The 26,444-nt window shown below is 68.6% G+C and carries 24 protein-coding genes; 10 read left to right on the forward strand and 14 right to left on the reverse strand.

Translation table 11 applies throughout. The features are described 5' to 3' along the window. Positions 1-5: 5 nt before the first annotated feature. From ASD66_RS00700 to ASD66_RS00710, 3 genes are read right to left on the reverse strand one after another with little or no spacing between them, the layout of a single operon-like run. Complete coding sequence (locus ASD66_RS00700) at positions 6-1,256, reverse strand: sulfotransferase family protein (RefSeq protein WP_082564099.1); 1,251 nt, start codon at positions 1,254-1,256, stop codon at positions 6-8. Continuing rightward, entirely contained in the window at positions 1,253-1,681 is a 429-nt protein-coding gene (locus ASD66_RS00705; protein ID WP_056687218.1) for an SgcJ/EcaC family oxidoreductase, read from the reverse strand. The genes ASD66_RS00700 and ASD66_RS00705 overlap by 4 nt, the downstream gene beginning before the upstream one ends. Position 1,682: 1 nt before the next feature. Next, positions 1,683-2,291 carry a TetR/AcrR family transcriptional regulator gene (locus tag ASD66_RS00710; protein ID WP_056687221.1) on the reverse strand — a complete coding sequence of 203 codons (609 nt, stop codon included), beginning with the start codon at positions 2,289-2,291 and terminating at the stop codon, positions 1,683-1,685. A 103-nt stretch (positions 2,292-2,394) separates the two neighbouring features. On the opposite strand from ASD66_RS00710, the gene ASD66_RS00715 reads away from it, so the two are divergent. The 4 genes from ASD66_RS00715 to ASD66_RS00730 all read left to right on the forward strand — a co-directional run bounded on the left by ASD66_RS00715 (position 2,395) and on the right by ASD66_RS00730 (position 5,337). After that, positions 2,395-3,129, forward strand: coding sequence for an SDR family NAD(P)-dependent oxidoreductase (locus tag ASD66_RS00715; RefSeq protein WP_056687225.1), 735 nt, complete (start codon positions 2,395-2,397; stop codon positions 3,127-3,129). 5 nt (positions 3,130-3,134) lie between these two features. Then, a complete protein-coding gene (locus tag ASD66_RS00720; protein ID WP_162251034.1) occupies positions 3,135-4,442 on the forward strand; it encodes an alkyl sulfatase dimerization domain-containing protein in 1,308 nt (435 codons plus the stop codon). A 2-nt stretch (positions 4,443-4,444) separates the two neighbouring features. Further along, a complete protein-coding gene (locus ASD66_RS00725; RefSeq protein ID WP_056687230.1) occupies positions 4,445-4,819 on the forward strand; it encodes an EthD domain-containing protein in 375 nt (124 codons plus the stop codon). 92 nt (positions 4,820-4,911) lie between these two features. Beyond that, positions 4,912-5,337: a universal stress protein gene (locus ASD66_RS00730; protein WP_056687232.1), complete on the forward strand. Its 426-nt coding sequence runs from the start codon at positions 4,912-4,914 to the stop codon at positions 5,335-5,337. Between the two features lie 78 nt (positions 5,338-5,415). On the opposite strand, the gene ASD66_RS00735 is transcribed toward ASD66_RS00730, so the two are convergent. The 3 genes from ASD66_RS00735 to ASD66_RS00745 all read right to left on the reverse strand — a co-directional run bounded on the left by ASD66_RS00735 (position 5,416) and on the right by ASD66_RS00745 (position 9,679). Then, positions 5,416-6,981: an ABC transporter substrate-binding protein gene (locus ASD66_RS00735; RefSeq protein ID WP_056687235.1), complete on the reverse strand. Its 1,566-nt coding sequence runs from the start codon at positions 6,979-6,981 to the stop codon at positions 5,416-5,418. Between the two features lie 157 nt (positions 6,982-7,138). After that, positions 7,139-8,704 (reverse strand): ABC transporter substrate-binding protein, encoded by a 1,566-nt coding sequence (locus tag ASD66_RS00740; RefSeq protein WP_162254233.1) that lies wholly within the window; start codon positions 8,702-8,704, stop codon positions 7,139-7,141. Between the two features lie 105 nt (positions 8,705-8,809). After that, positions 8,810-9,679, reverse strand: a complete 870-nt coding sequence (locus ASD66_RS00745; RefSeq protein WP_056687243.1) for an alpha/beta fold hydrolase — start codon at positions 9,677-9,679, stop codon at positions 8,810-8,812. 141 nt (positions 9,680-9,820) lie between these two features. Here ASD66_RS00745 and ASD66_RS00750 point away from each other — a divergent pair, with 141 nt between their 5' ends. Both ASD66_RS00750 and ASD66_RS00755 read left to right on the forward strand, forming a co-directional pair. Next, positions 9,821-10,267, forward strand: a complete 447-nt coding sequence (locus ASD66_RS00750) for a nuclear transport factor 2 family protein (protein WP_056889756.1) — start codon at positions 9,821-9,823, stop codon at positions 10,265-10,267. Further along, complete coding sequence (locus ASD66_RS00755; protein WP_156388484.1) at positions 10,260-11,126, forward strand: SDR family NAD(P)-dependent oxidoreductase; 867 nt, start codon at positions 10,260-10,262, stop codon at positions 11,124-11,126. The genes ASD66_RS00750 and ASD66_RS00755 overlap by 8 nt, the downstream gene beginning before the upstream one ends. Positions 11,127-11,177: 51 nt before the next feature. Here the strand turns inward: ASD66_RS00755 and ASD66_RS00760 are convergent, their stop codons facing one another. Continuing rightward, complete coding sequence (locus ASD66_RS00760; RefSeq protein WP_200949818.1) at positions 11,178-11,993, reverse strand: TauD/TfdA dioxygenase family protein; 816 nt, start codon at positions 11,991-11,993, stop codon at positions 11,178-11,180. A 103-nt stretch (positions 11,994-12,096) separates the two neighbouring features. Here ASD66_RS00760 and ASD66_RS24640 point away from each other — a divergent pair, with 103 nt between their 5' ends. Beyond that, entirely contained in the window at positions 12,097-12,702 is a 606-nt protein-coding gene (locus ASD66_RS24640; protein ID WP_162254234.1) for a TetR/AcrR family transcriptional regulator, read from the forward strand. Here the strand turns inward: ASD66_RS24640 and ASD66_RS00770 are convergent. Then, positions 12,692-14,281, reverse strand: a complete 1,590-nt coding sequence (locus ASD66_RS00770; protein ID WP_056889758.1) for an ABC transporter substrate-binding protein — start codon at positions 14,279-14,281, stop codon at positions 12,692-12,694. The two genes, ASD66_RS24640 and ASD66_RS00770, sit on opposite strands and share 11 nt — an antisense overlap. 220 nt (positions 14,282-14,501) lie before the next feature. Between ASD66_RS00770 and ASD66_RS00775 the strand changes: the two genes are divergently transcribed. From ASD66_RS00775 to ASD66_RS00785, 3 genes are read left to right on the forward strand one after another with little or no spacing between them, the layout of a single operon-like run. After that, positions 14,502-16,241: an N-acyl-D-amino-acid deacylase family protein gene (locus tag ASD66_RS00775; protein ID WP_056889759.1), complete on the forward strand. Its 1,740-nt coding sequence runs from the start codon at positions 14,502-14,504 to the stop codon at positions 16,239-16,241. A gap of 43 nt (positions 16,242-16,284) precedes the next feature. Then, on the forward strand, positions 16,285-17,370 hold the full coding sequence (locus ASD66_RS00780; RefSeq protein WP_056889760.1) for a TauD/TfdA family dioxygenase: 1,086 nt from the start codon (positions 16,285-16,287) through the stop codon (positions 17,368-17,370). A 33-nt stretch (positions 17,371-17,403) separates the two neighbouring features. Further along, entirely contained in the window at positions 17,404-18,036 is a 633-nt protein-coding gene (locus ASD66_RS00785; RefSeq protein WP_082599268.1) for a TetR/AcrR family transcriptional regulator, read from the forward strand. A gap of 28 nt (positions 18,037-18,064) precedes the next feature. Here ASD66_RS00785 and ASD66_RS00790 read toward each other — a convergent pair whose 3' ends face one another. Genes ASD66_RS00790 through ASD66_RS00815 form a run of 6 tightly spaced genes read right to left on the reverse strand, consistent with a single transcriptional unit; the run spans position 18,065 to position 26,270 of the window. Then, entirely contained in the window at positions 18,065-19,039 is a 975-nt protein-coding gene (locus tag ASD66_RS00790; protein ID WP_056889762.1) for a transketolase family protein, read from the reverse strand. Continuing rightward, complete coding sequence (locus tag ASD66_RS00795; protein ID WP_056889763.1) at positions 19,036-19,914, reverse strand: transketolase; 879 nt, start codon at positions 19,912-19,914, stop codon at positions 19,036-19,038. The genes ASD66_RS00790 and ASD66_RS00795 overlap by 4 nt, the downstream gene beginning before the upstream one ends. 15 nt (positions 19,915-19,929) lie before the next feature. Then, the gene (locus ASD66_RS00800) at positions 19,930-21,696 is read right to left on the reverse strand and encodes a thiamine pyrophosphate-requiring protein (RefSeq protein WP_268788303.1); all 1,767 of its coding nucleotides are present in this window, start codon (positions 21,694-21,696) and stop codon (positions 19,930-19,932) included. Then, positions 21,638-23,842, reverse strand: coding sequence for an arylsulfatase (locus ASD66_RS00805; RefSeq protein ID WP_056889764.1), 2,205 nt, complete (start codon positions 23,840-23,842; stop codon positions 21,638-21,640). Before ASD66_RS00805 ends, ASD66_RS00800 begins: the two co-directional genes overlap by 59 nt. Beyond that, a complete protein-coding gene (locus ASD66_RS00810; protein ID WP_056889765.1) occupies positions 23,839-24,609 on the reverse strand; it encodes an SDR family NAD(P)-dependent oxidoreductase in 771 nt (256 codons plus the stop codon). Before ASD66_RS00810 ends, ASD66_RS00805 begins: the two co-directional genes overlap by 4 nt. After that, positions 24,606-26,270 (reverse strand): flavin-containing monooxygenase, encoded by a 1,665-nt coding sequence (locus ASD66_RS00815; protein ID WP_056889766.1) that lies wholly within the window; start codon positions 26,268-26,270, stop codon positions 24,606-24,608. Before ASD66_RS00815 ends, ASD66_RS00810 begins: the two co-directional genes overlap by 4 nt. Positions 26,271-26,444: the final 174 nt, after the last annotated feature.

A 26,444-nucleotide genomic window follows, 5' to 3' on the forward strand; every position in this document is an offset into this window, starting at 1 on the left:
CGTGTTCAGTGCACCTCGACGGGCACCGGATGCCGCTCGAGGTGGAAGAGGTAACGCTGACGAAGCGTCTCGGGCGTGACACCGAAGTCTGCTCTCAGGTCATAGGTCATCGACCCGTGCTTGTCGCGTGGGTGCGCGTCGACGTACGCCGTGATCTCGGAGCGGGCCTGCTCGGTGAGCTCCAGCCCGGCGTGCGCGTAGACCTGCTCGACCGTGCCCATGGTGTCGGCCATGTACTCGTGGAAGGGCACGTCGAGGATCGCGCCCTCGGGAAGCAGGTGGCGGTCGCGCGCTGCTGACCGGAGCAGTCGCTCCACCAGGGCCGCCCAGTAGTCGAGGATCTCGTTCACGTCGAAGCGGTGGTACATCGTGCGGGCGCCGTAGGCACGCAGGGTCGCGGCCGACTGCACCACACCCACGGGGTCTCTCTGCGTCATCACCAGCGTCGCATCGGGGAACACCTTCGTGAGGGGGCCGAGGTTCTCCAGGTGCTGGGGGCACTTCAACAGCCAGCGCTCGCCGGGGCGGTACCACTGGAGGATCTTCAGCACGGTGCGAAGATATTCGTAGTGCGGTGTCTGGTCGTGGTCCAGGTAGTGCGCCTGCCACTTCGGCATCATCTGGAAGATCCACTCGGGGTTGTAGCCGGCGAAGTCATTCGCCCAGAGCTCGATGTCCTCGTGGATCGAGTCGGGGGCCATCGTGTGCCACGCCGCGAGATAGGGATTGCCCGACCGCATTCGGTCCCACGCCTCGTCACACCGGGCGAACCGCGGGTCGAGTCCGTCGCGTCCCGGTGACTCACCCCTGTCTGGCACCGGCTGGTCGGCCTCCCACAACGGCAGGGACCTGAACCTGGTGTCGGCCGCGAGCAGGTTGACGAGGTGAGTGGTGCCGGACCGCGGCAGCCCGGTGACGAACACCGGCGCGACGATCTGCTGGTCGTGGATCTCCGGGTGCCGCGCGAGCAGGGCCTCGATGCGCAGTCGGTTCGAGGCGTGCTTGACGCAGAGGCCGAACATCACCCGGCGAGCCAAGGCGGTGCGGTTGGGGTCGGTCCGGACCTCGTCGAGCCAGACCCGCATCCGCTCGCGAAAGTCGTCGGCGCCGAAGTCGTCGAGCCCGGTCGCCTGACGGGACCGGGCCAGAACCGCCTCGACGGTCAGGTCGACCGGGTGCTGCTCGGCATCAGCGAGTGCCATCCGTTGTACGTCGGTCAGCACGGGCTCGGTCAGGTCGTCGATGCGAAGCCTCATGTCACGCTGCTCGTCTTCGCCCACGAGTCGGCGAGCAGGCGGGCTCCCGGTGCGTCGTCGGGGTCTCCCTCGCGGTCGGGGAAGGCAAGGAGCTCACTGATCAGGCAGTCGTCATCGACCGTGATCACGTCGGTGGTGGTGATCGCGACCGAGCCGTCAGGTGTGTCGATGGCGACGTACGCTTGAAACGCCGCCCGGTTGCCGACCACGTTGACCGGTCCGAATCGGGTCACCGTGATCGGCGCTTCGCGGTGGCCCTCGAAGAAGGCCAGGATCTTCTCCCGGCCGACGTTGGGGGCCGAACCGACCGGCTCCTCCTGCACGGCGTCCTCGGCGAAGAACGCGATCACTGCTTCAGGGTCGCGGCGGTTGAGCGCGGCGATGTAGCCATCGCACAGGCGGCAGATCTCTTCACGGGTGGGCATGTCACTCCTTGATCGGCACGAGGACGTGTTCCTCGATGGCGCTGACGGTGATGTCGGTGAGTCGGTCCTCGTCAATGGGGGTCACCCAGCCTTGGGCGTGCAGGTCGGCGATGCCCATCAGCGAGGCCCAGACGAACGGCACGATCTCGGGCTCGGCGCGCAGGGTGCGCCCCTCGGCATCGGCGCACTCCCGCAGTGCTCGCTCCAGCGCTTCGAACTGCATGCGAGCACTGCCGAGCTGTTGCTCCCTCGCCTCCACAGTCACGTCGGGACGCTCGGCCCGCCACACCCCGACCAGGCGCCCCACCTGGAGCCACTGTCGCCGGGTCGGCTCCACCATGGCGAGGAGCAGGGACCTCAGCCCCGGGTCGCGCGGCTGGCTGTCGAGCAGCTCCACCATGGTGGCCTGCTGGTCGCGCATGAGGGCCGCGAAGACTGCGTGCTTGTCGGCGAAGTAGTAGTAGAGGAGCCCGAGGCTCATCCCCGCCCGAGACGCGAGCGCGCGGATCGACAGCGCTGAGTACCCGCCCTCGGAGACGAGCTCAACGGCCGCGTCGAGGATGAGCCGACGCTTGTCGTCGGCGGCCGATGGTTCCTTCTGACTGGTCACGACGTGGAGACTAGCGAGGACTTGAACATTGTTCAAGAATCTCTTGAACAATGTTCAAGAATTGGCTACGGTCGCCGGACCCGACCAGAAAACGAGACCCCCGATGAACGTTTCCTTCGACTTCAGCGACCGGCACGTCCTCGTCACCGGCGGCTCCAGCGGCCTCGGCCTGGCCATGGCCCACGACTTCCGATCGGCCGGCGCCAAGGTCACCGTCACTGGCCGCCGCGACTCCGCCGACGAGTACGACGCGGACCTCGACGGCATCAGCTACGTCCAGTGCGAGATGTCCGAACCCACCCAGATAGAGGCACTGGCCGCCGGGTTGGGCCAGCTCGACGTGCTGGTCAACAACGCGGGCCAGAACCTCGTGCGTCGCGACGAATGGGACCCCGACGTCTTCGAGGACGCGCTGCGGATCAATCTCTCCTCGGCCTTCAGGCTCTCGAACGCCTGCCACGACCTGTTGTCCTCCGCGGATGGCGCGGCGATCGTCAACCTGGCCTCCATGACCAGCTTCCAGGCCGTGGAGGTGGTCCCGGGGTACGGCGCCGCCAAGGCAGGCATCGTGCAGATGACCAAGTCCCTCGCCCTTGCCTGGGCGAAGGACTCGATCCGGGTCAACGCGGTGGCCCCCGGCCTCGTCGAGACCAACATGACCTCCGGCCTGGTCGGCAACGACGCTGCCGTCGCGCCCACCATCGCGCGCACGCCGATGGGCCGGGTCGGGCAGCCTGATGACATCTCTCCGGTCGTCCTCTTCCTGGCCAGCAACGCTGCCAAGTTCCTCACCGGACAGACCATCGCCGTCGACGGCGGCTACCTGATCAAGGGATGACCACCATGACCTCTCCCAGCAACCTGGCCGCCGAAGTCGACCGACTCATCGACGAGCGACCCGGCAAGGTGCTGCTCGACTTCGTGTACGACGACGAAGCCGTGCCGTTGACCGATTTCCTGTACCGATCCAGCGGGGCGTCCTACGCCTACATGCTGGTCACGGATGCCGGCCGGATCATCGTGAACACCGGCCTCGGCTACGAGTCGGTGCACCACCGTCACCTCTTCGACCAGGTGTGCCCGGGTCCCACGCCGTACGTCATCACCACGCAGGGCCACACCGACCACGTCGGCGGGGTGGCGAACTTCCGCGACGACGGCACGGTCTACGTCGCCCAGGCGCGCAACCAGTTCGCCCAGGGCCAGGACGCCCGGATCCGCGGACGGATGCGTCTGTGGAACGCGGCCTGGTTCGACCTCTCGCCGACCGCTGAGATCAAGAGGTTCGCCGCCGAGCGGCCCGATCTCTCGCTCCAGCAGGACTCGCCCGTTCCCGACCTGACCTTCGAGGACCGGATGGCCTTCACACTCGGCGGCCTGGACGTCGAGCTGTGGCACGGCACCGGCGAGACCACGGACGGCGCGATGGTCTGGCTCCCCCAGCACCGGATCGCCCTGATCAGCAACCTGCTGGGGCCGCTGTTCTGCCACTTCCCGAACCTGAACACGATCCGCGGCCACGAGTACCGCCAGGTGGAGCCCTACCTCGCCACGATCCGCCGACTCCGGGACCTGCGTCCAGAGATGCTGGTCACCGGGCGGGGCGACCCGATCGTGGGCGCCGACCTCATCGACGCCTGCCTGCAACGCATGCACGACGCCGTGTCCTACGTCCGTGACGAGACCCTTCGCGGCATCAATGACGGCGTCGACCTGCACACTCTCGTCCGCGAGGTCGCCCTCCCGCCCGAGCTGCGGGTCGGCCAGGGCTATGGCCGGGTCGCCTGGGGTGTCCGCACGATCTGGGAGACCTACCTGGGGTGGTTCCGTCACGAGCGAACGTCTGAGCTCCTCGCGATCGGGCCGAACCAGGTGCTCGCAGACCTCGTCGAGGCCGGTGGCGTCGACAGCGTGCTCCGGTTGGCCGCGACCCGCGCCGGGGAGGGCCAGCATGCCGAGGCCACCGCCCTCGCGGAGGCCGTGCTCGCGCACACCCCGGACCATCCGCAGGCGAGCCGGCAGCTGCTCGACTCGCACCGCACGCTGCTCGAGGACCCAGCCCACGAAGCGAACTTCTGGCTCTCGGGCTGGCTCGAGCACCGCATCGACCAACTCGAGAACGCCACCAGGGTCGGACAGAGGAAGGTCTGAGCATGCCCAAGTTGATCGGACTGTTCCATCGCAAGGAAGGCCTGTCCGCCGGCGAGTTCCGGGACTACTACGAGAACCACCACGCACCGTTCGCGATGTCTCACTTCGCGCACCTGTTCGCGAGCTACACCCGCAACTACGTCGACCCGCCGTACGCCGAGGGCGGTGCTCCCGCGAACCACGACGGGATCGACGTGGTGACCGAGATCGTCTTCCACGACGACGCCGCCATGCACGAGATGTTCGCGATGGCCGACCGCGACCCGTCGCTGCGCGAGGCGATCGCCACCGACGAGGCCGCCTTCATGAACCCCGCGGCCAATCGCATCCTGCTGGTCGCCGACCATCCGTCCACCCCGCGAGCTCGCCCTGTCTGATGGCAGTCCCGGGTGGCGAGACTCGGGCCCGACCGGGTGACTCCGCGCGACTAGCGTCCACAGTCCACGCGCGATCATCCGAGGAGCATCAAATGTCAGGACTCATCATCGTCGGGGTGGACGACAGTCCCACCGCACGGCAGGCGGCGCAGACCGCGGCGAATCTGGCCGCCGGCATCGGCGCACGTCTGCACGTGATCTGCGCCTACGACCGGGACCGGGTGGCCGAGGTCGTCGGCACCGGCACCGACCGCTGGATGCTCTCCACTGCGGACGAGGCCGCCGCCACCGCACGGGAGGTCGTCCGGTCCCTGGACGCCGACGGTGTCGAGGTGAGCAGCAGTGCCTCTCCCGGCAAGCCCGGAGAGGCACTGGTCGGCGAGGCCGAGCGCCACAAGGCGACGTTGATCGTGGTCGGCAACAAGCGGGTCCAGGGCATTGCCCGCGTGCTCGGCAGCATCGCGACCACGGTCGCGCAGCACGCGCCCTGCGACGTCTACATCGCCAAGACCGTCTGAACGCCCCAGCCCGCACACGGGCGAAGACAACTGTGGCCGGTCGATCCTCGGATCGACCGGCCACAGGCTTGTGAAGGACTACTTGGTCATGCTCACGTAGCGCAGGTTCACGACCCCGATCTGGGCGGCGAGATTGTCCAGCCCCTTGACCTTGTTCGAGGCGGCCAGTCCGCCGACACCCTGGAACAGCGGGGCGTACAACGCATTGTCGGTCGCATACTGAACCGCCTTGCTGATCTTGGCGCCACGCTCTTCATCAGTCAGCGTGGGGTCGTCGACGCCCTCCATCAGGGCGACCAGCTCCGGCGAGGCACCAGCCGGGCTCCACACCGGGTTCACGAACAGTCGGTCCAGCCAGGCCGAGTTGTCGACCGACGCGAGCGACATGTACATGAATTGCCCCGAATAGCCGCCCTCGGCGTAGCCGGTGATCTGGGAAAGGACGTCCATCGGGCGCAGCTCGAACTTGATCCCGACCTCGGCCAGGTTCGCCTGGACCACTTCGCTGATCTTGTCGATGTTGGAGGTGTTGTTGGTCAGGAACTCCCCCGGAATGGTGAACCCGTCCGGGTAGCCGGCCTCGGCCAGCAGGTCCTTCGCGGCCTTCGGGTCGTAGGCGTACTGCTCCTCGAGCGAGTCCTCGAAACCACCCAGGCCCTTGGGCCACGGCTGCACGCGCACCTCGTTCACCGGGGCGAACGCCTCCACGATGCCCTTGCGGTCGATCGCCAGGTTGATCGCCTGGCGCACCTTCACGTCATCGAGCGGCTTGACCTTCGGGTTGAAGTACATGCCCACCATGCCCAGCGAGGTGTTCAGGTCGACGGTCTGGAACTGTCCCTCGGGGAACAGGGCCGGATCACCGGTCCACGTGGTGAGGTCGATCTGGCCGCTCTTCAGCGCGTTGTGCTTCGCGTCGTCACTGGCGATCTTCTTGATCACGACCTTGGCGACGTTGCCGGTCTTCGGATCCCACGTCGCACCCTCGTCGGTACGACGCACATAGACGGCCTCCTCGCCCGGCTTGAACGACTCGATCGTGTAGGCCCCGGTGCCGACCGGCTTGCTCTTCAGGTCGCCCGACGTCAGCGCCTTCGGCGAGATCATGATCCCGCCCAGGTTGCTGGCCAGCGCCGAGAGGATCAACGTGGTCGGATGGTTCAGCTTCACGTCCACGGTGAGGTCACCGGTGGGCTCGACGCTCACCACGGAGCTGAGTGCGGCCTGCACGGCCGACTTGTCGGCGGCCAGGTAGCGGTCGAGGTTCGCCTTCACCGCCGCAGCGTCGAACGGCGTGCCGTCACTGAAGGTGACCCCGTCACGCAGGGTGAGCGACAGCGTCTTGCCGTCGGCGGAGAACTTCCACTCGGTGGCCAGCATCGGCTGGTAGGTGGAGTCCGCACCGATCGTGATCAACGTGTCGTAGACCGGCCAGATGGCGAAGGTCAGCTGCGCGGCCTCCGGAGCATCCACCGGGTCGAGCGACGCCGTCATGCCGTACATGATCCGTAGCGTGGCGTCCGGATCGTTCTCACCGCCGCCGGCCGCGTTCGTGCCGCCGCCACAGCCGGCGAGCAACATCGCCCCCGCCGCGACTGCCACCACCGCCGCCTTGATCTTCCGCGTACCCAGAGTGACTCTCATCACTGACCTCTCTGCCGTTTCCCGCCACCGGATGTGGTAGTTGGAAAGTAGGGCGCCCGGGAAGTGCCCCACGACACATCCCGGTGACCGGGAACACATGCACACACCAAGGGCCGGTCGATCCGAGGATCGACCGGCCCGTGGTGTGGTGCGTGAGCTACTTGGTCATGCCCAGGTAGCGCAGGTTGGCCACGCCGCTCTGCGACGGAAGCACGTCGAGACCGGTGACCTTGTTCGATGCCGCCAGCCCGCCGACGCCCTGGAAGATCGGGGCGTAGAGCGCGTTGTCGGTTGCGTACTGCACGGCCTTGCTGACCTTGGCCGCACGCTCGTCGTCACTGAGGGTCGGGTCCTCGGCGCCGGCCATCAGGGCGGTCATCTCGGGAGACGGGCCGGCCGGAGACCAGACGGGGTTGGCGAAGAGGCGCTGCAGCCAGGCGGAGCTGTCGATCGACGGCAGCGACATGTACATGAACTGACCCGAGTAGTTGCCCTCGGCGTAGCCGGTGATCTGGGACAGGATGTCCATCGGGCGCAGCTCGAACTTGATCCCGATGTCGGACAGGTTCGCCTGCACCACCTCGCTGATCTTGTCGATGCTGGAGGCGTTGTTGGTCAGGAACTCACCGGGAATGGTGAACCCGTCGGGGTAGCCGGCCTCGGCCAGCAGGTCCTTCGCGGCCTTCGGGTCGAAGGTGTACTGCTCCTCACGAGAGTTCTCGAAGCCGCCCAGGCCCTTGGGCCACGGCTGCACGCGCACCTCGTTCTCCGGGCCGAAGGCCTCGGTGATGCCCTTGCGGTCGATCGCCATGTTGATCGCCTGGCGCACCTTCACGTCGTCGAGCGGCTTGACCTTCGGGTTGAAGTACATCCCGACCAGGTTGAGCGCGGTGTCGAGGGCGACGGTCTGCACCTGACCCTTGGTGAAGACGGTCGGGTCACCGGTCCAGGTGGTCACGTCGATCTGGCCGCTCTTGAGCGCGTTGTACTTCGCGTCGTCGCTGGCGATCTTCTTGATCACGACCTTGGCGACGTTGCCGGTCTTGGGGTCCCACTTCGCGCCGGCGTCGGTACGGCGGACGTAGACCGCCTCCTCGCCGGGCTTGAACGACTCGATCGTGTAGGCGCCGGTGCCGACCGGCTTGCTCTTCAGGTCGCCCGACGTCAGCGCCTTCGGCGAGATCATGATGCCGCCCAGGTTGCTGGCCAGGGCGGACAGGATCGCCGTGGTCGGCTGCTTGAGCTTCACGTCCACCGTGAGCTTGCCGGTGGTCTCGACGCTCGCCACGGAGCCGAGGGCGATCTGCACCGCCGACTTGTCGGCGGCCAGGTAGCGGTCGAGGTTCGCCTTCACCGCCGCGGCGTCGAAGGGCGTGCCGTCACTGAAGGTGACCCCGTCGCGCAACGTGAGGGACAGCGCCTTGCCGTCGGCGGAGAACTTCCATTCCGTGGCCAGCATCGGCTGGTAGGTGGAGTCGTCACCGATCGTGATCAACGTGTCGTAGACCGGCCAGGTCGAGAAGGTCAGCTGCGCCGGTTCGGGAGCATCGACCGGGTCGAGGGACGCCGCCATGCCGTACATGATGCGGAGTGTCGCGTCGGGGTCGTTCTCCCCACTGCCAGCAGCGTTCGTGCCCCCGCCGCAGCCGGCGAGCAGCATCGCCCCCGCCGCGACCGCCACCACCGCCGCCTTGATCCTGTGTGTAACCAAAGTGACTCTCATCACTGTCCTCTCTCGCATTCCCCGGCCACTGAATGTGGGTAGGAGGAACCTAGGCCGCCACCAGGGGCCACAACGCCGCGTCCCGGTGACCGGGAGCGACCGAGGTCATCGACCGGCGGCGTCGCGCGTGAGGAACGCGAGGACGGCGCTCTCCCACGCCACCTTCTGCTCGATCATCACCCAGTGCCCACAGTTGGGGAACACGTGCAGCTCCACGTGCGGGATGGTGCGCATCGGCAGGAGCGCCATGTCCATGGGGCTCACCCGGTCGTCACGCCCCCAGGTGATCAGGGTCTCCGCCTTGATCTTGTGCAGCTTCGCCCAGTACGGCGCCTCGTCGGACGCGGCGGCGGCCTTGAAGTTGGCCGTCATCGCGGCCGTGGAATACATCTTGCGGGCACTCGCCAGGGTGGCCGGGTCGGTGGCCTGCTCCCACCGCTCCTCGATGAGCTCCTCGGTGACCATGGCCGGGTCGTAGACCATCGAGTGCAACCACTTCACGAGGCGTTCGCGGGTGGGCTCGTCGGTGAACTCCATCAGCAGCTTGATGCCCTCTCCGGGGCCGGGGCTGAAGATGTTGCGCCCCATGCCGCCGATGGTGACCAGTCGGCGGACCCGGTCGGGTTGGGCCAGGGCGAACTGCGTGCCGACGATTCCGCCCATCGAGTTGCCGATGACGTCGACCTGGTCGAGGCCGAGCCCGTCGAGGAACGCCCCCACGGCAGGTACGGCGGCCGCCATCGGGTGGACGTCGGCACCGTCGCTGACCCCGAAGCCGGGGAACTCCAGCACCAGGCAGCGGAAGTGCTCGGCGAACCGGGCGAGGTTGCCGCGGTAGTTGCGCCAGCCGGTCACACCGGGCCCGGAACCGTGCAGCATCAGCAGCGGCGGCCCCTCTCCGGCCTCGTGGTAGCGCAGCACGCCCTGGTCCGTGGACAGTTCGCGCAGGGTCGATTCGTGAGTCAGCTCGGTCATGTCGCGAACCTAGCGACGAGGCGAACCTGACCGGCGCAGGGTCCCGACCACCGGAACCACTCAACGGGACAGATCGGGTCCGTGGCGCCCCGTTCGCATAGAACCGGAGCATCCGACCGGACCCACCTGAGGAGCACACCCATGACGGCAGTCCAGCGATCTGGAGCCGAGCTGCACTCTGCGAAGGACGAGCTTGCGGAGGCCCTGTTCGGTCTGCAGAAGGCCATCGACACCCGCGACTGGGACACCGTGCGGGCCACGTTCGCCGACGACGGGTCAGGCTACGGCGCGACCGGTCTGGAGGACACGATCGCCAAGATGCGCGCCCACCTCGACGGCGTCGGCCCGACCCAGCACCTGATCGGCAACCTGCGCGTCGAATTCACCGAGGGCGGAGCACGCACCCTCGCCTATGCCCGGGTGCACCACGTCGGCGCCGGCCCGATGGCCGGCTCCTTCTTCGAGTGCATGGGCGAGTACGACGACCGCTGGGTGAGCACCACGGACGGCTGGCGGCTCGCGTTGCGGACGTTCGACATGCAGATCACGCTCGGTGACTTCGCGGTGCTGCGAGGCAGTGATGACTGACCTGCGCGAGACCTTCGGCGGCGGGACCGCCGTGATCACCGGAGCCGGTGGCGGCATCGGCGCCGGACTCGCCCACCTCGCCGCAGACCTCGGCATGAAGGTGGTCGTCGCAGACCTGGACGCCGCGAGGCTCGACGAGGTGGCCGGTGAGCTCGCCGCCCTCGGGGCCGACGTGCTGGCCGTGCCCACCGACGTCCGCGATGCCGCGGCGGTGGATGCGCTGGCCGAGGCCGCCTTCGACACCTACGGCTCGGTTGAGCTGCTGGTCAACAACGCCGGCATCGAGTCCGTGGGTCGCATCTGGGAGACCTCCCCCGAGACCTGGCAGCGCATGCAGCGGGTGAACGCGGACGGCGTCTTCCACGGGATCCGTTCCTTCGTGCCGCGGATGGGCGCCAGCCCGCGGTCGACGTACGTCGCGAACGTGGCGTCGGTCGCCGCGGTCAGCAGCAGCCCGATGAATGCGGCCTACCACGCCTCGAAGCACGCTGTGCTTGCGATGACCGAGTGCTTGTACCTGGAGGCCGCCGAGCAGTTCCCGCGGATGAGTGTCTCTGTGGCCTGCCCGGCCGCCGTGCGGACCCGCATCTTCGAGGATGCGCTGACCGACACCGTCGACCGGGCGGCCACCGAGGAGATGCTCGACACGATGCGCGGGCACCTCCGCGACGACGGCATCACCCCGGAGGTCGCCGCCCGGCGGATCCTGCTGGGTGTGGCCGATCGGCAGTTCTGGGTGGCGACCCACCCCCAGCGGTTCGCCGAGATCGCCGCCCGGCGGGCCGCGATGCTGACCGACCGCACACCGCCGAGCGCCAACGTGGCGGAGGAGATCGCGCGTCGCACGGCGGTCATCTGAGCCCGCGCGACCGGGACCGTTCCCGGCCCCGGTCGCGGAGGCCCATCCACCTCACGCCGGCGCGTCACCGTCGATGACCACGCGGTGCATGCGACGGCGGCCCGCGTAGTCGGCCACGGCGTAGTGCTGCGTGCAGCGGTTGTCCCACAACACGACCGAACCGGGGGTCCAGTGGAAGCGCACCTGGAAGTCAGGAGACCGCACGTGGTCGGTCAGCATCGGCAGCAGCGACTCGTTCTCGCGGTCGGTCACTCCGTCGAGCCGCGTCGTGAACGTCTTGTTGACGAACAGCGCCTTGCGACCGGTCACCGGGTGCGTGCGCACCACCGGGTGGTGGACGGGCTGGTAGTCGGCATTCACGCTCTTGCGTGCGTGGCTGGTCGAGTTGGACGAGTCGTGCACGGCGGTCATCCCCTCGATCAGGCGCTGCACGTGCGACGACAGGGCGTCGTAGGCGGCGTACATCGAGGCCCAGAGGGTGTCGCCGCCGACGTCCGGCAGGATCACCGCGCGCAGCATCGAACCGAGCGGCGGCTCCTCCAGGAAGGTCGCGTCCGAGTGCCAGATATCGGCGTTGGCGGTCTTCGGCTTGGCGCCGTCGATGTCGATTGCGTGCACCTCGGGCACGTCCGCGGAGACCGGCGGCAGGAACGCGAAGTGCTGCAGCGGGCCGAAGTTCCTGGCGAAGTCGCGGTGCGAGACGTCGTCGAGCTGCTGGTCGCGGAAGAACAGCACCTGGTGCTCGTGGAACAGGTCGACGAGCTCCTTGGCGACGGCGGGCTCGACGCCCGCGGCCAGGTCGACGCCGGAGATCTCGGCACCGATGGAGTGGGTCAGGCGAGTGACGGTCAGGGACGGGTGGCTCACGATTTCCTCCTGGAGGGCAAGTAAGACGTAGTGTCTTAAACGCAACGTAGGCGTGACCGATGCGGCCGAGCACGGCCGTCCCACTGACAAGGAGCACACGCCGGTGACCACCGACGCCCGCACGACGATCCTGCTCGCGGCCGAACGCCTCTTCGCCGAGCGTGGGGTCGAGTTCGTGTCCCTGCGACAGATCGGCGAGCGCGCCGGGCAGCGCAACAACTCCGCCGTGCAATACCACTTCGGCACGAAGGAGGGGCTGATCAGGGCGCTCTACGACCTGCGACTGGTGCCGCTCCAGGAGGAACGCAGCCGCCTGCTCGCCACCCACGAGAGCCCGTCGTTGCCCGACCTCGCCGATGCCTATGTCACGCCCCTGGCCGACCTCGTGATCGACTCACGCGGCGACAGCGCCTACGCGCGGTTCATCGACCGCTACCTCGGTCGCGGACGCGACTTCGAGCCGTTCGACGACCGCCACAGCCACAGCTCCCAGGAGGTACGGCGCCTGATGGCGTCACACCTGTCGGGGGTGCCGGACGACGTGCGCGAGGAGCGGCTGCGCCTCGTCCAGGTGATGGTGACCCGCTCACTCGCCGATCTCGAGCAGCGTCTCGAGGACGGCAACGCCGACGCGGCGGAAGCGCACCTCACCGTCGAGGTGCTGCTCCGCGCCGTCGTCGACGTGTTGGGCGGGTCAGCTACTTGCTGATCCAGGCGTAGCGGAAGTCCTGGCCACCCAGCGGCGCGAGGAACGCCTTGCCGTCCTCGACACCGTGCACCTTGTTGGTCATCACCCACCCGGGAACGCCCTGCCACAACGGTGCGTAGAGCGCCTGGTCGGTGGCCCACTTGACCACGGCACCGGCACGCCCGGCCCGCTCCTCCTGCGTGGCGGTCGAGTCATCGATGGCGGCGATCTGCGTGCCCACCTCGGCAGGCACGCCACCGGGGAACACCAGCGGGTTCTCGAGGAACTGGCTGAGCGCGACCCCCGGCTCCAGGCTCGGGTAGGACATGAACATGAACGCGCCGGGACGATCGCTGTCGCCGTACGTCCCGCTCGAGAGCTGGCGGATGTCGTAGAGCTCGAGGTCGACCTTGATGCCCACGCTGGCCAGGTCTGCCTGCACGACCTGCGCGGCGTCGGGGAACGGCTCGTAGTTGGCGACGTAGAAGGTGCCGCCGTCGACACCGTTCTCGTGGCCAGCCTCCTTCAGCAGCTCCCGCGCCCGGTCCGGGTCATAGGAGTACGTCGACTCGAGGGACTCGTCGAAGCCGTTGACCACCGAGGCCATCGGCTGGACGCGCGCGGTGGTGGTCGGCACCAGGGCATCGACCAGCGGCTTGCGGTTGATGGCGTAGTTGACCGCCTGCCGGACCCGGACGTCGTCGAACGGCTTGACCGTCTGGTTCAGGTGAAGCGCAGCGGTGGTGGAGGCGTTCTTCAGCGGGCGGATCTTCAACGTGCCCTGGTCGATCCCGGACTTCAGCTCACTGACGTCACCGCCCGACAGGACGACGTCGACCTGACCGCTGCGGATGGCCGCGAAGGCCGTCGACGTCGTGCGCACCGCGATCTCGACCTTGGCGACCTTGCCGGTCTCCTTGTCCCAGATGCCGTCCTTGTCGCTGCGCAGCTTGTAGGTGACCCGCTCCGCCGGGCGGAAGCTGTCGATCACCCAGGCACCACTGCCGACCGGGTTGGTGCCGAGGTCCGGGTTGTCGAGCGCCTTCTCGCTGATCATGATGCCCGGCGCTGCCGCGGCCAGGGAGCCCAGCACGGCCCGGCTCGGCGAGGCGAGGTGCAGGTCGACGGCATGCTCGTCCACGACCTCGACGTCCTTGATGATCGCGGTGGCGCTCTTGCTGACGTCTTCGCCCCGGTAGCGCGCGATGTTGGCCTTGACCGTGTCGGCGGTGAACGGGGTTCCGTCGGAGAAGGTGACCCCGTCACGCAGGTCCAGGCGGAGGGTCAGCCCGTCCTTCGAGAACGTCCACTTGGTGGCCAGCATCGGGAGGTACTCGCCGTCCTCGGAGATCTGGAGGAGCCGGTCGTAGACGGGCCAGGTGTTGGAGAGCACGGCGGTCGAGCCCGGCGTCGTCGCCGGGTCGAGGGTCTGCACGCCGGTGTAGGTCAGCCGCAGCGTCGCCGAGCTGTCGATCTCCCCGTCTCCTGACGTGTTCGCGCTCGAGCCGCAGGAGGTGAGCAGCAGGGCGAGCAGCCCGAGGGCCACGCCCAGGACGAGCCCCGGTCGGCGCCGCAGCGAGAGGGTCTTCTGGTCCGGCATTCTTTCGACTCCTTGATGGGGGGATCGCTCGGCCGTTACGGCCGTTCGGCGAAGGTAGCGTTTGCTTGGTCGTCAATATCCTTGGCGCCGAACCCCCTGTCAACAGGCGAGATCCGCGAAAGTTGCAAACGCTTGCCAAAGTTCTAGCCATGCGGCTAATCTCAGTTCTCGACCCACCCAGTGAGACTTCTGCGCGACCGTGCGAAACAGAGAGGCAGAGATGTCCGAACTTGATCTCGTCATCCGCAACGGCACCGTCATCGACGGCTCCGGCGAACCCCCGCGACAGGCCGACGTCGCGATCCGTGACGGCGTCATCGTCGAGGTCGGTGAGGTCACCGCTTCGGGCCGCGAGGAGATCGACGCACGCGGCCAGCTCGTCACGCCGGGCTTCGTCGACGTACACACGCACTACGACGGCCAGGCCACCTGGGAGAACCGCCTCGTGCCCTCGACCAACCACGGAGTGACCACGGTCGTGATGGGCAACTGCGGTGTGGGCTTCGCGCCCTGCAAGCCCGAGGACCGCGACCTGCTGATCAGGCTCATGGAGGGCGTCGAGGACATCCCCAACGTCGTGCTCAAGGAGGGCGTCGACTGGCAGTGGACCAGCTACCCCGAGTTCCTCGACTTCCTGAGCAGTCGCGAGTTCGACGCCGACATCTGCAGCTACGTCCCGCACGCCGCCCTGCGCACCTACGTCATGGGCGAGCGGGCCTACTCCCGGGAGCCGGCCACTTCCGACGAGATCCGGCAGATGGGCGAGATCCTGGAGGAGTCAGTGCGCGCAGGAGCCTTCGGGTTCGGCACCTCACAGACCATGTTCCACCGCTCCAGCGACGGCCAGCTCACCCCGACGCTGGCCGCGACCGAGGAGGAGTACGCCGGACTTGCCGCGGCCCTCGATCGGGCCGGGGCCGGGCTGATCCAGTTCGTCATCGAGTACAACGACGACTGGGAGCAGGTCCTCGACATGGGCCTGCGTCGCGCGAAGGAGTCGAACCGGCCGTTCAGCATGGCGTTGGTGCAGAGCCACGGCAATCCCCGGATCTGGCGCACGATCCTCGACAAGTTCGACGCGTTCAACGCCTCCGGTGGCACCGGCACCCTGCAGATCCTGCCGCGGCCCCTGGGCGTGCTGCTGGGCCTCGAGCTGACCCTCAGTCCGTTCTACTCGACGCCGACGTACCTCGCGATGGCCGACCTGCCACTGGCCGAACGGGTCAGCGAGCTGCGCCGGCCCGAGGTGAAGGAGCGCATCCTCGGCGAGACCAACGACCCGGACCCGGACATGGCGATGGGAATGCGGGTGCGCGACTTCGACCAGCTCTTCGAGATGGGTGAGGGCTTCGACTACGAGCCCGCCAAGGAGTCCAGCATCGGCGCGCAGGCCCGCCGACTGGGCGTCTCCCCCGAGAGCTTGGTCTACGACAGCCTTCTGGAGCGCGACGGCCGCAACATCCTCTACCTGGCGTTCTCGAACTTCGCCGACTTCTCGCTCGAGCCGTGCCGCGAGATGCTGCTCAACGAGCACGTCGTTCCCGGCCTGGGTGACGGGGGCGCGCACCTGGGAGTCATCTGCGACGGCAGCATCTACACCCACCTGCTCACCCACTGGGGTCGGGACCGTCACCAGGGCGAGCGTCTCCCGCTGCCCTATCTGATCCACCTGATGACCAGGCGGTCCGCCGAGATGGTCGGCCTGCACGATCGCGGCCTGGTCGCCCCGGGCCATCGTGCCGACCTGAACGTCATCGACCTCGACCACCTCGGCCTCGACCTGCCCCGCGTCGTACGCGACCTGCCCGCCGGCGGCCGGCGCCTGATGCAGGACGCGCGCGGCTACACCGCCACGGTCGTGGGCGGCACCGTCGTCACCCGCGACGGCCAGCCCACCGGCGCCCTGCCGGGTCGTCTGGTCCGGGGCCCGCAACCCGCACTGACTTCCGCTCCCGCCTGACCGCTGTTCACCCTTCCCGCAAGCCCACCCTCTGGAGAGAACCATGACTGACACCCTCACCCCCGTCGGCGGCCGTTCCGCCTGGCTCGGCAGCACCCTGGACTACCGCCAGGACGGCCTCTGGCAGCTGTCCGACGACGAGCTCGCCGAGATCGACGCGGCACTCACCACCCTCAAGGGCCACGGTGACCTGGACCTGACCGAGATCACGCCGTTCACCTTCCCCTTGCGCAACGTCGGAGACTTCCTCTCCCGGTTGCGTGACGAACTGCGCACCGGCCGCGGCTTCGTGCTGATCCGGGGCCTCTCCCGCGAGAAGTACGGCGACGACGACCTGGCCCGCATCTACTGCGGCCTGGGCGCCCACCTCGGCGACGTCATCCCGCAGTCGGGCCACGGCGAGGTCCTGGGCCACGTCCTCAACGTGGCCGACCTGGTCGACGAGAAGGTCCGCGGCTACCGGTCGGCCCAGTCGATGAACATGCACTGCGACGGCCACGACGTGGTCTCGCTGCTCTGCCTGCGCGCGGCGAAGGAAGGCGGGGCCAGCCGCATCGCCAGCGCCGCGGCCGTGCACGACCGCATGGTCGAGACGCACCCCGACCTGGCCCGGGTGCTCTACGACGGCATGCCCGTGATGCGGGGCCAGATGGACGCCGAACGCGGCGACGGCAAGATCGTCACCTCCGACAACGTGGCCCTGTTCGCCAGCACTGACGGGGTGTTCAGCTCCTGTGTGCACGTCGCCCAGACCCGCGACGCCGCACGCGCCGGGCACTTCGACCTCACGCCGGAGCAGGAGGCCGCACTCGACCTGTTCTGCGAGCTCTCGTCCTCCCCCGAGTTCTACCTCGACATGAACATCGCCCCGGGCGACATCCAGTTCCTCAACAACCGACTGATCGTCCACGGCCGCACGCCGTACGTCGACCACGACGACGTCAACCAGCGCCGGCACCTGATGCGGCTCTGGGTGAACATCCCGTCGTGGCCGCGACGTCCGGCCAACCAGCAGGACGTCTACTCGATGGACGACCTGCCGTTGTGGGCCCGGTTCCGCACGCCGTTCATGGAGCTGCCGGAGACGTACATGGCCGAGGTCACCGCGAAGCAGGCGGCTGTCGTGTGAGAGACATGCGTCGTGCTCATCTAGGCTTCGTGGATGGCTGAAACCCCCACCAGCACAGGCCCCTCGCGCGCATCCCGGCCCGGCGAGGAGTCGCAGGCTCGCGCACGGGTGGTCCAGCTCCTGGTCGATGCGGCTCGGCCGCTCTTCGCGAGCCGCGGCCCCGCCGCTGTGTCGCTGCGCGAGGTGGCCCGGGCCGCCGGCGTCAACTACGGGCTGATCCATCAGTACGTCGGCACCAAGGACGACCTGCTGAAGCTGGTCTTCCAGAGGTCGTCCGACGCCTATGCCCAGCAGTTCAGTGCGGCGGCAAGCACCGAGGACGCGATCGCGATCCTGATGCGGCCCAAGAGCTCGGAGTACGTCCGGATGCTGGCGCGCAGCATCCTCGAAGGACGAGACCCGGCAGCCATCCTGGGCCGCTCCCCCGCCATGGACGAGCTGAGCCGCCGGATCGTGCAGGGCGAGGGTGACGCGGGTGACGACGTCGAGTCCCGCATCCAGGTGGCCGCACTCACCAGTGCGGCCCTCGGCTGGGGGCTCTTCGGCTCGTTCGTCAGGGGCATCACCGGTCTCGAGGACCAGTCCGACGAAGACCTCACCCTGGCCGTCTACGCGCTGGTCCGCCGGGGGGTCTTCCCGACCACGGACCAGGCCGACCCGAGCTGACCGGTCACCAGGGTGCGTCGCGCGTCCGTCAGGCGAGCAGGTCCCGCGCCGTGCGGGCGACGCCCTCGACCGTGATGCCGTAGACCTCGAGCAGCTCGGCGGGAACGCCCACCTCGAGATCGGCGTCCGGCAGCGCGACGCTGCCGAAGCGGGTGGCGACGCCGTTGCGTCCGAGCACCTCGGCGACGGCCGCACCGAGGCCACCGACCTCGCTGTGCTCCTCGACGGTGAGGATCGCCCGGGTCGACCCGGCCGCCTCCAGGACGGCCGCCACGTCGAACGGCTTGAGGTACGCCGCATCCAGCACGGCGACGCCGAGGCCCTCTTCCTCCAGTGCCCGTGCGGCACCGAGCGCGCAGCCGACACCGGCGCCGGTCCCGATGATCGTGAGGTCATTGCCCTCGCGCACCCGCACGAACCGGCCCGGCTCCAGCTCGGGCACCGACGAGTAGACCGGTGCGGTCGCCTCGCTCACCCGCAGCAGCACGGGTCCGGCCGACTGGTGGCTGGCCTCGAGCAGGCCGAGGGTGGCGTAGTTGTCGGCCGGGGTCATCACGGTCAGGTTGGTGATCGACCGGGCGATCGCGAGGTCCTCCACGGCGTGGTGGCTGGCCCCGAAGTAGCCCATCGCCAGCCCCGACAGGCGGGTGACCAGGGTGACCGGCAGCATCGTGGCGGCCCAGTCGGTGCGGATCTGCTCGGCGCACTTGATCATGCCGAAGGGCGCGAAGGCCATCACATAGGGGCGGAACCCCGATGCGGCCAGGCCTGCGGCCACCGAGATCGTGTTCGTCTCGGCGATGCCCAGCTCGACGTACCGGTCGGGGTGGCGCTCACGCAGCTCGGAGAGCGCGGAGCCCATGTCGGCGGAGATCACCACGACGTCGTCGTGACGGTCCGCGAGCTCGGCCATCGCGTGACCCAGCAGGTTCAGCGAGGACGCCTGCCCCTCGTCGGAGAACACGTCCTCCATCGCGGCGGCTCGGTTCGTGGTCGTCGTCATGCGGAGACCTCCTGCATCCTGGCGCTGATCTCTGCGATCGCGTCGTCGCGTTGTTCGGGGGTGAGGCACCCGACGTGCCAGGCCCGGGGTGCCTCCTCCATCAACGAGACTCCCCGGCCCTTCTGGGTGCGGGCGATGAGGCACACCGGGCGGTCCGACCCGGGGGCCGGCAGGTCGGCGAAGGTGGTCACCAGGGCATCCACGTCGTGGCCGTCGAGCTCGATGACGTGCCAGCCGAACGCGGCAAACCGATCGGCCAGCGGCTCGATGCTCATCAGCTCCGACGTCGGGCCGCTGCCGATGAAGCCGTTGGCGTCGACGATCGCGACCAGGTTGCCCAGCTCGTAGTGGCTGGCCGCCATCGCGGCCTCCCAGACCTGACCCTCCTGGATCTCACCGTCACCGGTCAGCACGAAGGTGCGGTGGTCGGAGCCACGCAGCCGTGCGGCCATCGCGATGCCGAGGCCCACCGAGAGGTTGTGACCCAACGACCCGGAGCTGAAGTCGACGCCCGCCGCCTTGCGCATGTCGGGGTGGTCGCCCAGCGGGCTGCCGATGTAGCCGAAGGTGTCGAGGTCCTCGCGAGGGAAGTAGCCCAGGTCGCTGAGGATCGGCCACAGCCCGACGGCGGCGTGGCCCTTGCCGAGCAGGAAGCGGTCGCGGTCGGCCCAGTCAGGAGTGGCCGGGTCGAGGCGCATGACCCGGTAGTAGAGGACCGACAGGATCTCCGCGCACGAGAAGGTGCTCGAGTAGTGCCCGAGCCCGGCCTTGTCGATCATGCGGATCACCTCGAGGCGGAGCCAGTCGGCACGGACCCGGAGGTCCTGGACCGTCGTGGGTCGGTCCCGTTCGAGTCGGGTGAGTGTGGCAGTCATGTGGTTCCTCGACATTCAGCGGAAGTTGTCGGGCACCGGCGACATGTAGGTGTCGCCGCCGTGGGTGGAGACGCGGAGCTCACGCGAGGTGATGAACTCCAGGAGCACGGGGCGACCGGCCTCGGTCTCCTTGATGCCTCGGCGGATCGCGTCGGCGATGTCGGCCGGGTCGGTGACCTTCTCGGCGTACAACCCGAGCGACTGGGCCATCGCCGTGTAGTCACCCGAGATCTCCATCGTCTGGTACTTCGACTGGGAGAGGCCCATGGCGTTGGTCTCCATCGCCATGTAGGAGTTGTTGAACAGGATCGAGAGCACGGGAAGCCGCTCCCGCACACAGGTCTCGAGCTCGAGACCGGTGAACCCGATCGCGGCGTCACCCCACAGGTTCACGCACAGCTTCTCGGGGTGCACCAGCTTCGCGCCCATCACCAGGCCGAGGCCGTAGCCGAGCTGGGTGGTCTTGCCCCAGCCGAGATAGCTCAACGGCGCGGTGCTCTTCCAGAACGGCGAGAGCTGGTCGCGTGGCGAGCCGGCGTCGTGCGTGATGATCGTGTTGTCCGCGTCGGTTGCCGCGATCAGCTCCCAGATCACGCGGTAGGCCGTCATCGGGTTCTCGTCCGACGTCAGGATCGGCAGCCACTCGGCCAGCCACGCGTCGTACACCTGCGTGATCTCGGCCTCGATCGGGCCCCGGTCGCGATCTCCGTCGACGAGCTCGTCGACCGCGGCCAGCAAGGCGTCCAGGGTGAGCGCGGCGTCGCCGATCAGGCCGACGTCGGCCTGCACCACCGTGTCGAGGTGCGCCGGGTCGAGGGTCGCGTGGATGATCGTCTTGCCCGTCGGCATGGTCGTGGCGAAGTCGGACGGCGTGAAGCTGCAGCCCATCCCGAGGATCAGGTCCGACTCCTTGAGGAAGTGGTCGACCGTCCTGGGCACCGCCCGGCCGCACGACCCGAGGGAGAGCGGGTGGTCCTCCGGGAAGGCGCTCTTGCCCTGCAGGCTGGTGGTCACCGGGATCGCCAGCTTCTCCGCGAGCTGCTTCAGCTGGGGCCATGCCTCGGCGTAGTGCACGCCCTGGCCGGCGTAGATCACTGGTCGTTCGGCGGCCACGAGCAGCTCCGCGGCCCGTCGTACGGCGACCGGGTCGGGGCCTGAGCGGGTGGTGATCACCGGGCGGTAGTCGAGCGGAACCGTGACGTCCTCGAACCACATGTCGCGCGGGATCTCGACGACCACCGGTCCCCCGCGGCCGTTGCGCAGCCGGCTGAAGGCACGCCGGAAGACGGCGACCACCTGGTTGGCATCGTTGAGCGGCTCGACCGACTTGGCGATCGAGCGCAGGCTGATCGTGGAGTTGAAGTTCGGGGCGATGTGCGCCTCGTCGCGGCGGTAGCCCATCGGCAGCACCAGGATCGGCACCGACTCACCGAAGGCCTGCGCGACGGCGCCCATGCCGTTCTCGATGCCCGGCCCGTGCTGGGTCGCGTAGACCCCGATCTGCTTGCCGCTGGTGACCCGGGAGATGGCGTCGGCCATGTGCCCGCCGGTGCGTTCGGCCCGGGCGATCACGGGTCGGATGTCGGCGTCGGCGGCGTACTCGAAGACGTAGTTCAGCGGGTAGCCGCAGACCATCTCGACGCCTTCGGCCTTCAGGATCTCGGCGATTGCCGCACCCAGCTTCATGATTCCTGCTCTCGTTCGGATGCGGTCGATGACCGCGTCATTCGTGCACTCGGGCCAGGTCGGCGTCGTCGGGTTCGAGCGCCTCGGCACTGGCACTCGCCACCTCGAGTCGCTCCAGCACCCCGGGCGCCAGGGCGTACGGCGGCGCGTAGCTCTCGTCCACCGGGAAGCCGGCGTCGAAGCCGATCCGCAGCCCCGGGCCGCCGATCTGCCAGCGCACCGGCAGCGGCCCGTCGACGGACAGCTCGGCGGTGACCGTGCCCGCCTGGTGGAGGGCGAACGTGCCACCCCCTTCACGCAGGCGGTAGGTGAGCCGGACCTCCTCCTCGCCGGCAGCGAGCGGCGTCGAGGACTCGACCCGGTGGCCGACCCCTGCATAGTTGGCCGAGACCACCAGGTGACCGTCACGGAGGTACCACGCAAGCCCCTGGGTCCAGTCACCGATCGCGGCCAGGATGCCGCTCGGTGCCTGCTCACCGACGTCGAGGTGCGCGGTCATCGTGAAGCCCTCGGTGAGCACCGGGTGCATGAACTCGGAGACCGCACCCGGCCCCGGGCGGTAGGTCATCCGCGACGGCTGGCGGTGCCCGGGCGGACGTTCCATCTGCGGGCGCCCGGTGTAGCCGTCGTTGAGCGGCAGCACGTTGTTGCGGCCCGCCTCGGTCCACCACATCTGGACCAGCTCGCGGACCAGCTCGGGGTGCTCGGCAGAGAGGTCGGTGGTCTCGGCGAAGTCCTCGTCGAGGTGGAACAGCGCCCAGTGGTCCTCGTCGTACTCATGGCTGCCGGGGATCAGCTCACGCTCGAGCAGAGGCGTCGGCCCGACGTGGTCGGTGCGGATCTTCCAGCCGCGGTGGTAGAGCGACCGCGAGCCGGCGCACTCGAAGTACTGCGTCTCCCGGGGCGCGGCCACCTCCGGTGCGAGGAAGGAGTCGAGGATGCTGGAGCCGTCGAGCGACATCTGCTCGACACCGTTGAGCCGTTCGGGCACCGGCACGCCGGCCGCCTCCAGCACCGTCGGCATCAGGTCGGAGACGTGGCAGAACTGGTCACGCACCTCTCCCGGTGTGCCCATGCCGTCGGGCCAGTGCACGATCAGCGGGGTGCGGACGCCACCGAGCGCGGTGAACCTCTTCCAGAGCCAGAACGGGGTGTTGCCCGCCCACGCCCACGGCCAGGCGTACTGCATGTAGGCGTGGTCGCCGGACATCTCGTCGACCTTGGCGAACGTGAGCTCGCGGTTCGCCTCCCGGTCGCGGTGCAGGCCGTGGTAGTTGAACGAGCCGTTCGGCCCACCCTCGGCGCTCGTGCCGTTGTCGGAGATCAGCATGACGATCGTGTTGTCGAGGGTGTCAGTGTCACGGAGGTGGTCGAGCAGCCGGCCGATCTGGGCGTCGGTGTAGCTCAGGTAGGCAGCGAAGATCTCCATGCTGCGCGCGGTGACGCGTCGCTCCTCGTCACTGAGCTCGTCCCACGGACGCACCCAGGGCGGGCGCGGCGTCGCGTCCGCGTCCTCGGGCACGACCCCGATCTCCTTCTGTCGCGCGACGATCGCGTCGCGCCACTGGTCCCAGCCCTGGTCGAAGGCGCCCTCGTAGCGGCGTACCCACTCCTCGGGTGCCTGGATCGGCGCGTGCATGGCGCTCGCGGCGTAGTAGAGGAAGAACGGACGCTCGGGAGTGTTCTGCTGCTGGTCGCGGATGAACCCGATGGCCTCGTCGGTGAGGTCCTCCATCAGGTGGTAGCCCTCGTCGGGCGTCCGCGGCTGCGGCACGTAGGAGTTGTCGCGGACCAGGGTCGGGGTGCGCTGGCTGGTCTCGGCGCTCAGGAAGCCGTAGTAGCGCTCGAAGCCGAGACCGAGGGGCCAGCGGTCGTACGGCCCGGCCGGATTGACCTCCCACCGCGGTGCGAGGTGCCACTTGCCCGCGGCGAACGTGCTGTAGCCGGCCTGCTTGAGCACGGCGGGCAGGGTGCCGGCGGACGGCGGGATGGCGCAGGTGTAGCCGGGGTCCGGGGTCGGGATGTCGGTCAGGTAGCCCATGCCGACCCGGTGATGGTTGCGCCCGGTGAGTAGTGAGGCGCGCGTCGGCGAGCAGAGCGCCGTGACGTGGAACCTGTTGTAGCGCAGGCCGTCCGCGGCGAGGGCGTCGATGTTCGGCGTGCTGATGTCGGAGCCGAAGCACCCGAGCTGGGCGAAGCCGGTGTCGTCGAGGACGATCATCACGACGTTGGGTCGGGTCATGCCAGCGCCGCCATCGCGTCGTTGGCCAGCACACCACCGTCGACGTTGATCGTCGCACCCGTCACGAAGCTCGCCTCGTCGCTGAGCAGGAACCGCACGACCGCGGCCACCTCCTGGGGCTCCCCCATCCGCTTGACCATGGTCAGGGCAGACATGTTCGCGGCCTTGCGCTTGTCGGCCAGGACGCGCTTCAGCATCGGGGTGGCGATGTAGCCGGGGCACACCGAGTTGACCCGCACCCCGGCCGGGCCCAGCTCGGCCGCGAGCGACCGGGTCAGGCTGAGCACCCCGCCCTTGGACGCGGTGTACGACGGGATGGTGCCCTGCCCGACCACGGCGTTGATCGACGCGATGGCCACCACGGCCGAGCCCGGCTGAGCGCGCAGGTCATCGGCGAGGGCGGCGACCAGGAAGCCGTACGACGTCAGGTTGACGTCGATCACCCGCTGCCATGCCTCGAGGGTCAGCTCGGTCATCGGCGTGGAGTCGACCACCCCGGCGCAGCTCACGAGCCCACCGATCCGGCCGACGACCGCGCGGGCCTGGTTCAGGGCGTAGGCGAAGCCGTCGAGCCGGCGTACGTCGACCGCCTGCCCGAAGGTCGGCACGCCGTACTTCTCGGAGAGTTCCTCGGCGACCACAGTGACCTCGGTCTTGTCGAGGTCCCAGAGCACGACCGGACGACCGGCCTCGGCCAGCGCCCGAGCGCACGCCGCGCCGATCCCGGAGGCGGCCCCGGTGACCAGCACCGGAGTCGTGGTCGTCATCGACGGGCCCCTTCGGCCAGTGCCGGCGCGCCGGTCAGCTCGAAGCCCCGGTAGCCGTCGGCCGCGATCTCCTTGCACACTCCGGCGTAGGTGCCCAGGCCACCGAGGTAGAGCATGAACCGCTTGGGCTTGCCCTCGATGTTGGCGCCCATGTACCACGAGTTCGCCCGCACGAAGAGGGTCGACTCGGCCGCGGTCTCGAGCTGGGTGGTCCATTCCGTCGCTGCATCGGGGGACGCGGCGATCCGGTCGACGCCCTGTTCATCGGCCGCGTGGATCAGGTCGAGCAGCCAGTCGACCTGCATCTCCGAGCCCATGACCATGTTGGCCAGCACCGCGGGCGAGCCCGGGCCGTTGACGATGAAGAAGTTGGGGAACGCCGGCACCTGGTAGCCCAGGTAGGTCACCGGTCCGTCGGCCCAGGCGTCGCGCAGCAGCACGCCGTCCTCGCCGCGAATGTCCATGCGGGTCAGGGCTCCGGTCATCGCGTCGAACCCGGTGGCGAAGACCAGCACGTCGAGCTCGTAGGACGAGTCGGCGGTCTTCACACCCCAGTCGGCGATGTGCTCGATCGGCTCCCGGCGCAGGTTGACCAGCGACACGTTGTCGCGGTTGAACGTGTCGTAGTAGCCCGAGTCGGTGCAGATGCGCTTCGTGCCGATCGGGTGGTCCGTGGGGATCAGGTCGTCGGCGACTCGCGGGTCGTCGACGATCGAGCGGATCTTGGCGACCGCGAAGTCGCGGGCGTAGTCGTTGGACACGATGTTCGTGTACTGGTCGGGGAAGGTCTTGCCGAACAGCACTCCGCCCGTCGTCCAGCCCTTCTCCAGGGCGGCCTCCCGCTCCTCCGGGTCGCACTCCTCGGCACTCCTCGGGTGGGCGATGTACGGCGACCCGCCGCCGCTGATCCGGGACTTGCGACGCCGCTCCGGGTATTCCTCGCGGATCCGGCGCTGGTCGTTCTCGTCCAGCGGCCGGTTGAGCGCCGGCACGCTGAAGTTCGGGGTGCGTTGGAAGACCGTCAGCTCCCCGGCCTCACGCGCGATCATCGGGATCGACTGGATGCCCGACGAGCCGGTGCCGATCACGCCGACCCGCTTGCCCGTGAGGTCCGGCGCGGGCTCCGGCCACTGCGCGGTGAAGAGCACCTCGCCCGCGAAGTCGTCGACCCCGGGGATCGGTGGCTTGTTCGGCACCGAGAGCGAGCCGGCCGCGCAGAAGACGTGGCGCGCGACATGGGCGTCGCCGGCCTCGGTCAGCACCCGCCACACGGCCGACAACTCGTCCCAGTCGGCAGACGCCACGCGGGTCTCGAGCCGGATGCTGCGCAGGAGGTCGAAACGCTCGGCGACGTGGTTGATGTAGGCCAGGATCTCGGGCTGGGTGGCGTAGCGCTCACTCCACGTCCAGTCGTTCTGCAGGTCCTCGTCGAAGGAGTAGGAGTAGTCGATGCTCTCGACGTCGCAGCGCGCACCCGGGTAGCGGTTGAAGAACCAGGTGCCACCGACACCCGCTCCGGCCTCGAGGCACACGACATCGAGCCCGGCCTCACGTGCGGCGTGGACGGCGTACAGGCCGGCGAAACCGGCACCGATCACCAGGACGTCGAGGACGTCGGCGTCCTCACGGGACGACGTGGACGGACGGGTGTTGGAGGGCACGCGAACCTCTTCTCAGCAGCCGCACTGGTGTGCGGGAACGGTCGGTTCGACAGTAGGTAGCGGACCTGCCCGGCCGGGAAGAATCCCGGTCAGCGGGAGCCGGTCCCGGCCGCTTCCCGCCTCGCGGACGCTCTCACTCAACGGGACGCTGCACGGTCGGCGTACGCCTGGCGG

The sequence above is a fragment of the Nocardioides sp. Root151 genome, assembly GCF_001427925.1.
Taxonomy (GTDB): Bacteria; Actinomycetota; Actinomycetes; order Propionibacteriales; family Nocardioidaceae; genus Nocardioides.

Bases quoted from the DNA above. Each gene is read 5' to 3' on its own strand.
- ASD66_RS00700 (WP_082564099.1), bottom strand. From the start codon at position 1,256: ATGAGGCTTCGCATCGACGACCTGACCGAGCCCGTGCTGACCGACGTA.
- ASD66_RS00705 (WP_056687218.1), bottom strand. From the start codon at position 1,681: ATGCCCACCCGTGAAGAGATCTGCCGCCTGTGCGATGGCTACATCGCC.
- ASD66_RS00715 (WP_056687225.1), top strand. From the start codon at position 2,395: ATGAACGTTTCCTTCGACTTCAGCGACCGGCACGTCCTCGTCACCGGC.
- ASD66_RS00720 (WP_162251034.1), top strand. From the start codon at position 3,135: ATGACCTCTCCCAGCAACCTGGCCGCCGAAGTCGACCGACTCATCGAC.
- ASD66_RS00725 (WP_056687230.1), top strand. From the start codon at position 4,445: ATGCCCAAGTTGATCGGACTGTTCCATCGCAAGGAAGGCCTGTCCGCC.
- ASD66_RS00730 (WP_056687232.1), top strand. From the start codon at position 4,912: ATGTCAGGACTCATCATCGTCGGGGTGGACGACAGTCCCACCGCACGG.
- ASD66_RS00735 (WP_056687235.1), bottom strand. From the start codon at position 6,981: ATGAGAGTCACTCTGGGTACGCGGAAGATCAAGGCGGCGGTGGTGGCA.
- ASD66_RS00740 (WP_162254233.1), bottom strand. From the start codon at position 8,704: ATGAGAGTCACTTTGGTTACACACAGGATCAAGGCGGCGGTGGTGGCG.
- ASD66_RS00745 (WP_056687243.1), bottom strand. From the start codon at position 9,679: ATGACCGAGCTGACTCACGAATCGACCCTGCGCGAACTGTCCACGGAC.
- ASD66_RS00750 (WP_056889756.1), top strand. From the start codon at position 9,821: ATGACGGCAGTCCAGCGATCTGGAGCCGAGCTGCACTCTGCGAAGGAC.
- ASD66_RS00755 (WP_156388484.1), top strand. From the start codon at position 10,260: ATGACTGACCTGCGCGAGACCTTCGGCGGCGGGACCGCCGTGATCACC.
- ASD66_RS00770 (WP_056889758.1), bottom strand. From the start codon at position 14,281: ATGCCGGACCAGAAGACCCTCTCGCTGCGGCGCCGACCGGGGCTCGTC.
- ASD66_RS00775 (WP_056889759.1), top strand. From the start codon at position 14,502: ATGTCCGAACTTGATCTCGTCATCCGCAACGGCACCGTCATCGACGGC.
- ASD66_RS00780 (WP_056889760.1), top strand. From the start codon at position 16,285: ATGACTGACACCCTCACCCCCGTCGGCGGCCGTTCCGCCTGGCTCGGC.
- ASD66_RS00785 (WP_082599268.1), top strand. From the start codon at position 17,404: ATGGCTGAAACCCCCACCAGCACAGGCCCCTCGCGCGCATCCCGGCCC.
- ASD66_RS00790 (WP_056889762.1), bottom strand. From the start codon at position 19,039: ATGACGACGACCACGAACCGAGCCGCCGCGATGGAGGACGTGTTCTCC.
- ASD66_RS00795 (WP_056889763.1), bottom strand. From the start codon at position 19,914: ATGACTGCCACACTCACCCGACTCGAACGGGACCGACCCACGACGGTC.
- ASD66_RS00805 (WP_056889764.1), bottom strand. From the start codon at position 23,842: ATGACCCGACCCAACGTCGTGATGATCGTCCTCGACGACACCGGCTTC.
- ASD66_RS00810 (WP_056889765.1), bottom strand. From the start codon at position 24,609: ATGACGACCACGACTCCGGTGCTGGTCACCGGGGCCGCCTCCGGGATC.